This is a genomic window from Aeromonas sp., assembly GCF_050633025.1.
Lineage (GTDB): Bacteria > Pseudomonadota > Gammaproteobacteria > Enterobacterales > Aeromonadaceae > Aeromonas.
Window position 1 is genome coordinate 1 of sequence record NZ_JBODRQ010000161.1, and the last position, 6,512, is coordinate 6,512.

The 6,512-nt window shown below is 62.5% G+C and carries 7 protein-coding genes; 2 read left to right on the top strand and 5 right to left on the bottom strand.

Annotated elements, in window-relative coordinates:
- Positions 1-836, bottom strand: an 836-nt coding sequence (locus ACRAUW_RS15985) for a 3-deoxy-D-manno-octulosonic acid transferase (protein WP_431363074.1), incomplete at its 3' end; no start/stop codon positions are given.
- A gap of 1 nt (position 837) precedes the next feature.
- On the bottom strand, positions 838-1,872 hold the full coding sequence (waaF, locus tag ACRAUW_RS15990) for a lipopolysaccharide heptosyltransferase II (protein ID WP_431363075.1): 1,035 nt from the start codon (positions 1,870-1,872) through the stop codon (positions 838-840).
- A 280-nt stretch (positions 1,873-2,152) separates the two neighbouring features.
- On the opposite strand from waaF, the gene ACRAUW_RS15995 reads away from it, so the two are divergent.
- Positions 2,153-2,929, top strand: coding sequence for a glycosyltransferase family 2 protein (locus ACRAUW_RS15995; RefSeq protein ID WP_431363076.1), 777 nt, complete (start codon positions 2,153-2,155; stop codon positions 2,927-2,929).
- A gap of 51 nt (positions 2,930-2,980) precedes the next feature.
- Here the strand turns inward: ACRAUW_RS15995 and ACRAUW_RS16000 are convergent, their stop codons facing one another.
- Positions 2,981-4,018, bottom strand: a complete 1,038-nt coding sequence (locus ACRAUW_RS16000; RefSeq protein ID WP_431363077.1) for a glycosyltransferase family 9 protein — start codon at positions 4,016-4,018, stop codon at positions 2,981-2,983.
- Positions 4,019-4,152: 134 nt separating this feature from the next.
- Between ACRAUW_RS16000 and coaD the strand changes: the two genes are divergently transcribed.
- A complete protein-coding gene (coaD, locus tag ACRAUW_RS16005) occupies positions 4,153-4,638 on the top strand; it encodes a pantetheine-phosphate adenylyltransferase (protein WP_107683354.1) in 486 nt (161 codons plus the stop codon).
- A 90-nt stretch (positions 4,639-4,728) separates the two neighbouring features.
- Here the strand turns inward: coaD and ACRAUW_RS16010 are convergent, their stop codons facing one another.
- Both ACRAUW_RS16010 and mutM read right to left on the bottom strand, forming a co-directional pair.
- The gene (locus ACRAUW_RS16010; protein ID WP_431363079.1) at positions 4,729-5,601 is read right to left on the bottom strand and encodes a VirK/YbjX family protein; all 873 of its coding nucleotides are present in this window, start codon (positions 5,599-5,601) and stop codon (positions 4,729-4,731) included.
- A 176-nt stretch (positions 5,602-5,777) separates the two neighbouring features.
- A partial coding sequence (gene mutM / locus ACRAUW_RS16015) for a bifunctional DNA-formamidopyrimidine glycosylase/DNA-(apurinic or apyrimidinic site) lyase (protein WP_431363078.1) occupies positions 5,778-6,512 on the bottom strand: 735 nt, incomplete at its 5' end.

Below are 6,512 nucleotides of genomic sequence, written 5' to 3' on the forward strand. Positions count from 1 at the left end.
TCGGCCACCCGGTCGAACCGCTCGGGGTGGCGCGGCACCAGAATGAGCAGCGCGTCGGGATGGCGTTTGAGCAGCAGATCGAAGGCGGCCAGCACCTGCTCGTCCTCACCCTGATGGGTGCTGGCGGCGATCCAGACCGGCCGATCCGCCCCCAGCTGCTGACGCAGAGCACGCCCTTTGGCCTGCACCTCGTCACCAAACTGGATATCGAACTTGATGGAGCCGGTCACCGCCAGCCGCGAACGATCGATGCCGAGGCGGGCGAAGCGGTCGGCATCATCCTGATGCTGACAGAGCAGATGGGTCAGCGGCCGGCTCAGGGCGTCGAAGGCGCCGTGGAAGCGGGCATAACGCTGGCAGGAACGCTCGGAAAGGCGGGCATTGATAATGGTCACCGGCAAGCGGCGCGCCTCGCAGGCGGTCAGCCAGTTCGGCCACAGCTCGGTCTCCATCACCCAGAGCGCGCGCGGCTTGAAGGTGTCTAGAAAAGCGGCAATGGCCCAGGGGTAGTCGAGCGGCGCGTAGCGATGGATCACCAGATCCCCCAGCTTGGCAGCCTGATCGGCGCCGGTGCGGGTGGTGGTGGTGAGCAGGATCGGCAGGTCGGGCCGCTCCGCCTTGAGGGCGCGAATGAGCGGCGTGATGGCCAGCGTCTCCCCCACGCTCACCGCATGGATCCACAGTGGCGCCTCCTGTCCGGTGGCAGGCAGCCGCCCGAGATGCTCGGCCCAGCGCTTGCCAAAGCCTGGCTTGCCTTTCTTCGGCTGGTAGAGGGCCAGCAGCGCCAGCGGCAATCCCAGATGGATCAGCAGGTTGTAGAGCAGACGGTAGGGCATCTTATTGGCTCTGCTCCAGCTTCTTGCAGGCATCAACCACCAGCTCCGGCGCTAGGTCGATCAGGCACTTGAGATGGCCGAATTTGCAGGTGCGCTTGAAGCAGGGGCGGCACTCGATGTCGGTGTGGACGATCTCGACCCGATCCGCCAGCGGCGGGGTATAGAGCGGCGAAGTGGAGCCATAGACGCCCACCAGTGGCCGGTTGAGGGCGGCGGCGATGTGCATCAGGCCGGAGTCGTTGGAGATGACCCGGCTGGCCAGCGCCATCAGATCGATCGCCTCGTGCAGGCTGGTCTTGCCCGCCAGCACGTGGCAATTGGGGCGAGTCAGCAGGTTGACCCGATCCCGGATGGTGTTGGCCACCGGTACATCCTTGTTGGAGCCGAAGATCCACACCTGCCACCCCTCGTCCAGATGCTGCTGGGCCACCACGGCGTAGTGCCCCTCAGGCCAGCGCTTGGCCGGGCCAAACTCGGCACCGGGGCAGAGCACCAGCACCGGGCGGGCACGATCCAGCCCCAGCCGCTCCAGCGCCTTGCTCTGGTTGACCAGATCAACGTGCAGAGAGGGGTGAGGAATGGTCGGGATATCGGCCCGGCTCTTCATCTGCACCTTGGGATAGGCGAGCGCCAGATAGCCCTCCACCATCAGCGGGAAGGCGGACTTGTTGCTGCGCAGATCGTTGAGCAGACCGTAGCGGCTCTCCCCCTTCCAGCCGGTACGCACCGGAATGCGGGCAAACCAGGGGATCAGCGCCGACTTCATGGAGTTGGGCTGGACGATGGCCTGATCATACTTCTCGGCCGCCAGCTGCTTGCCGAGGCGGCGGCGCGCCACCAGCTTGAAGTCACCGTGGCCAAGGGGCATGGTGATCGCCTTGTCCACCTCCGGCATCCGCTCCAGCAGTGCGCAGCACCAGGCAAGGGCCATCACGTGCAGCTCGCTCTCGGGATGGTTGGCCTTGATCGCCTTGTAGAGACTCTGGGACATCACCATGTCGCCGACCCAGGAGGGGCCGATCACCAATATTTTCATTACGCGTCTTCTCTCGGGTCTGGCCCGGCGGTTAATCATCACTGGGCGAGATTATGCCCCAAGAATGACTGGATAAATAACAGAAGATCCTTGGCAGACGCTGCCGTCACCCCATTTTTCCAGCGGCGCCCTTCTTCTCCCCAGCCGGGCGAGACGAGAGAGGCAAGCAGCCGACAGAAACGGGCAATGGCGGCTCTCTCTTTGACCCGTTTTTCCGTTAGAATGGCCCATCAATACACATCCGCCCCGCCAGACGGGCAACAACCGAGAGCCCCATTTCGTGAAAAAACCGACTCTGGCTGCCGTTCTGATCGTCAAGAATGAAGCCGACAACCTGCGCAAGTGCCTCGCCTCCCTCAACGGACTGGTGGACGAGATCGTCATTCTGGACTCAGGCAGTCAGGACGAAACCCCGGCCATCGCCGCCGAATTTGGTGCCCGTTTCTTCGTCAACGCCAAGTGGCCCGGCTTTGGCAAGCAGCGCCGGCTGGCCCAGTCCCACGTGCAATCTGAGTGGGTGCTGTGGCTGGATGCCGACGAGCGGCTCACCCCCGAGCTGAAAACCGCCATCGCCAACGTGATGGCCAATCCGGCCAGCGACACCATCTACTCGCTGCCGCGCCTCTCCTGGGTGTTTGGCCGCTTTATCCGCCACAGCGGCTGGTATCCAGACCGGGTGCTGCGCCTCTATCCCAAGGCACTCACCAGCTACAACGAGGCGCTGGTGCACGAAAAGGTGGAGGTGCGCGCCAACATGAAGATCGTCAACCTCTACGGCGACCTGCACCACTTCACCTATCGGGATCTGGAGCACTATCTAGTCAAATCGGCCGGTTATGCCCGCGCCTGGGCCGATCAGCGAACCGCTCGCGGCAAGAAGGGCTCCCTCAGTCAGGGGCTGATCCACGCTGTCGGCTGCTTCCTCAAGATGTACCTGCTCAAAGCGGGCTTCCTCGATGGCAAGCAGGGGCTGCTGCTGGCGCTCCTCTCCACCCACTCCACCTTCGTCAAATACGCCGACCTCTGGGTACGCCAACAACCACAGCAGCCGGAATAACCGTCATACGAAACAGGGCCCCGCGGGGCCCTGTCTGCACTGCAGCATACGTTATTTGCGCCAGAAAGGAGCTGCCCAGCGGGCCATCACCGGCACCATAGTCTTGGGATCGAGCTGGCTCATATCCTCAGGATGGTCGCTATCCTCCGGCGGGCTGAAGGCCAGGTGGCGCCCTTCGCTGTTGAGGGGCTTCCAGCGCAGCGGAGTGGCGGAGCGGCGCATCGGGAAGAAGCCGATGGTCGGCACATCGAGCGCGCCGGCAATATGGAGCGGGCCGGTACTGCCGGCTATAAACAGGGCTGCGTTGGCGAGCACCTGACAGAACATCGGCAGACCGTCGCTGGAGCGGTAGATCCAGCCGTTGCCGCCGTGGGCCAGCAGCTCGGCCGCCAACTGTTCGGCCATCTTCTCCTCGCCCGGGCCTGCGGTCAGCACGCACTGCAGCTCGGGGCAGGCCTGATTGAGCTTGATGATGATGCGAGCATACTGCTCGATGGAGAGGTTGTTGGCCGAGCCACCGCTGCCGGCGTGTACCATCAGCCAGGGGCGGCTGGCATCGAGCTTGAGCTTGGCCGCCAGCTGTTCGCGCACCTGCTGCAGGCTCGCCTCATCGAAACTGAGGAAGGGAGTCTTGGGCTCCACCACGGCCACCTGCTGATCGGCCAGGAAACGGCGGATCAGCTCCAGATTGTACTCGGACTCCGGCTTCTGGGAGCGTGAGCGGCGTTGCACCAGCCGCTGGTTGTAGAGCACCTGCGCCAGCTTGGTCGCCGGGGCCAGCCGGTAAGGGATGTGCGCCTTCCACACCAGCATGGCGTTGCGGGAGTTGGAGAAGAGGCAGATGGACGCGTCGAACGCCGCCGCCTTGATCCGCGCCAACAGCGCTCGCTGTTGCTCCTTGTCCGCCCGCACGCCCGGATCGATGATCACCTCGTCAATCCAGGGGCAGAGCCGGGCCAGCGGCGCCGTGTAGGCCGGAACCAGGGCAGTCACATGACACTCCATGGAGCCTTTGAGCATGGCGAAGCTAGGCCACGCCAGCATGAAGTCACCAATCTTGTCATTGCGAACGACCAGAATACGTTTCATAAAAAATCCCTTTGCTCCCTGTCATCAATGCAAGGAGGCTTGATGCGCGATGGCGTATTCTTGCCTGATGCACTGCTATTCTCAAGCGACGACCTTATAATGCGACCAAATTTCCAGGTTGCAGGACCGCAAAGATGACTACCAGGGTAATTTATCCCGGGACGTTTGATCCCGTTACCAATGGCCACGCCGATCTGATCGGCCGCGCCGCCAAGCTGTTTGACGAGGTGGTGGTCGGGGTCGCCAACAGCCCGAGCAAGCGCCCGCTGTTCGATCTGGCAGAACGTGTCCAGCTTGTCCAGCAAGTGACCAGTACGCTTCCCAACGTCAAGGTGGTTGGCTTCTCTGGGCTACTGGTCGATTTCGCCAAAGAGCATCAGGCCAATGTGCTGATCCGCGGTTTGCGCGCCGTCTCCGACTTCGAGTACGAGTTCCAGCTGGCCAACATGAACCGCCGCCTTATGCCCACGCTTGAGAGCGTCTTCCTCACCCCGGCCGAGGAGAACTCCTTTATCTCCTCCACCCTGGTGAAAGAGGTGGCGCTGCACGGTGGCGACATCCGCCAGTTTGTCGACCCGGTAGTGGCCCAAGCCATCGCAGCCAAACAGCAACAGCGCTAATCCCTCTTCTGATGACAGAAACGACAAGGGCTACCCGCGGGTAGCCCTTGTTGTATCTCTCTCGCATGGAGAGGTCAGCCTGCTTGCCGGTTACTGACGGGCAAACCGCTCATTCATCTCCTGCACCAGCTGATCGAGCCACTCGTAGCGGCGCCGATACATGGCCCGCTTCTTGGAGGCGATCTCCTCCAGCGGCTTGCGCGACTGCAGCTGCAGGGCGACAAAGTTGGCATCCACATCCCGGGCGTCGAACTCCTGCCACAGCTCGTCATAATCGGCCTGCAGGTTGGCTTTCTGCTTGCTGCTGTAGCGCCTGGCCTGAAACACGTGGGCCCGCTTGCGCACCGCCAGCACCTCCGCCGCCCCCATGGCCTGCGCCAGTTGCAGCACCAGCTGCACCAGCAGGGATTTGGGTCGCAGGCCGTGTCCCTCTTTGGTCAGCTCACGCACCCGATCCTGGGCATTGTCGACCGCAGGCTCCGGCCCCTGCATGGAGCCGATCATCAGAATCAAACGATCCACGCTGCCCGCCAGCGAGAAGGCACAGCTGTAGAGGCGCTGCCCCTCGCCGTTGACGATAGAGAGCGCCAGCTCGGCCTCACGGCGGAAGGTGCCATCATGGCGCAGCAGAATGCGGCAGCCGCTCTGGGGATAGTGCCCCAACGCGATCCCCTCGCCCAGATAGAGGGGGTCGATCAGCTGCGGGTAGCACTCCAGCAGCAACCGATAGTGATTTTCCAGCATCTCGGCCCGCTCACGGGCGCTGGCACTGGCGAAGCGATAGGGGCGCATCGGCTTGTCGAGCAACTCGGGATAGACAGCTGGCAGTGCCTTGAGCGAGTCGCACTGAAACAGGCTGAAGACCCGGCTCAGCGACTTGCGATAGAGCAGGCTGCGCAGCACAAACTTGCCGCGATTGAAAGTTTTCCGGTCACATCCCTCGGGGTAGAGGAAGCGGGCCATGGATTTTGCGCAATAGCGCTCCAGCCGGGATAAATACTCCCAGTCTATTGATTTAATTGTCATTTTTATTTCTCAAACCGCCTGAACGGCCGAGATACTAAAGACAACTGTGCAAATATTCAACAGCCGAGAAATATGCGGTTACAACTTCCCCCGGATCGGGGCAAACAGTGCACTCAGCGCTGGCAATGAGTGCAAAAAACCGTGGTGCGCTGCCCCATTCTTGTCTCGGTCAGCAGGGTGTGACAGTGGAAACAGGGCTGACCGCCACGGCCATAGACCTGCAACTGCTGCACGAAATAGCCCGGCTTGCCATCGGCACTGGTGAAATCCTTGAGGGTAGTGCCGCCCTGGCGAATCGCCTCGGCCAACACGCGCTTGATCTCGGCCACCAGGGTTCCCAGCCGCTCGGCGCTGATATTGCCCGCCGCCCGTTTGGGGTGAATGCCGGCGGCATAGAGCGCCTCGTTGGCGTAGATGTTGCCCACCCCGACCACCACCTGATTGTCCATCAGGAACTGCTTGATGGCAGTGCTGCGCCCCTTGGCACGCCCCTGCAGGTAATCAGCACTGAAGGTATCGGTGAGCGGCTCGGGCCCCAGCTTGGCGAGCAGCACGTGGGCTTCGGCCGGTTCACGGGTCCAGAGCAGGGCGCCGAAGCGGCGCGGATCGTTGAGCCGCAGCAGCTTGCCATTCTCCAGCTCGATATCCACGTGATCGTGCTTCTCGACCGGGGTACCGATATCCAGCACCCGCAGGCTGCCGGACATCCCCAGATGGAGGATAGCGGTGCCGAAATCGGTCTCCAGCAGCAGGTATTTGGCACGGCGACGCACCCGATGGATGGTGAGATCCACCAGCTCCTGAATTTCACCGGGGATCGGCCAGCGCAGGCGGCCATCCCGCACCAC